General features: G+C 36.9%; 1 protein-coding gene. It reads left to right on the top strand.

The genetic code is table 11. The features are described from left to right. Positions 1 to 85 precede the first annotated feature (85 nt). Positions 86 to 1,054, top strand: coding sequence for an IS30 family transposase (locus tag AAC854_RS22645; RefSeq protein WP_340619058.1), 969 nt, complete (start codon positions 86 to 88; stop codon positions 1,052 to 1,054). Positions 1,055 to 1,083 lie beyond the last annotated feature (29 nt).

Here is a 1,083-nt window from a genome sequence, read left to right as displayed (position 1 = left end):
CTTGGATTCGCATGATAAGTGCAATTTCTGAAAAAGGCGGTCAGTTGCTATAGTAGGCATCTTTCTCGCCAAAGGAAAATGCACTATGACCTATAAACAACTGACCGAATCAGAAAGATATCAGATTTTCAGCTTAAAAGAAGCCGGTTTTACACAACGCTTTATTGCAACATCACTTAAACGTAATCCCTCAACGATTAGTCGGGAACTGAGACGAAATCAGCAAGCACAGGAATACTGTCCTCAACAGGCTCAGTGTAAGGCATTGGAGCGCCGTCATTTTGCTGTAAAAGTCATAAAAGTCACATTTAAGATAAGAACATTGATTAAGCAGTTAATTTGGAAAGGTTTAAGTCCTGAACAAACAGTGGGTTATCTTAAAAAAGAAAATATCATTTCTTTGCATCATGAAACGGTTTATCGATTGATTTATCAGGATAAACGTGAGGGTGGTGATTTGTGGCAGCACCTCAGGATTGCGAAAAAACCCTATCGTAAACGCTATGGCAGCTATGAACGTAGAGGTAAAATCAAAAACAGGATCAGTATTGAGAAGCGCCCTAAAATCGTGGATAAAAGACAGCGTATTGGTGATTGGGAAGGAGATACTATCATTGGAAAAGAGCATAAGAGTGCATTATTGACCTTAGTTGAACGAAAAACGCTATTTACCGTCATAATTAAACTTGAAAATAAAACAGCAGAGGCTGTTGTAAAAGCGATAACAAGGAATTTATCACTTTTAAAACAAAAAGTTAAAACCATCACGTTTGATAATGGCCTCGAATTTGCCGAACATGAAATGATCAGTAAAAATTTAGACGCAAAAATTTATTTTGCTCATCCTTATTCTCCTTGGGAAAGAGGGATAAATGAAAATACTAATGGGTTAATCAGAGAATACTTTCCAAAAGGAACCGATTTTAATAAAGTATCAGAGTTGGAGATAAATCTCGCGGCAAACAGCTTAAATAAGCGACCACGAAAAACACGGGGTTACAATACGCCGGATGAGCTATTTAAAGGTACAAAAACTCATTTACTTCGTTTATAACGATGTTGCACTTAATATGTGAATCCAAG

The organism is Xenorhabdus entomophaga, from assembly GCF_037996725.1.
GTDB lineage: Bacteria > Pseudomonadota > Gammaproteobacteria > Enterobacterales > Enterobacteriaceae > Xenorhabdus > Xenorhabdus khoisanae.
This window is presented reverse-complemented; position numbering and strand designations above follow the sequence as displayed.

Excerpts from the sequence above, each read along its gene's own strand:
- AAC854_RS22645 (WP_340619058.1), top strand. The coding sequence starts at position 86 with ATGACCTATAAACAACTGACCGAATCAGAAAGATATCAGATTTTCAGC.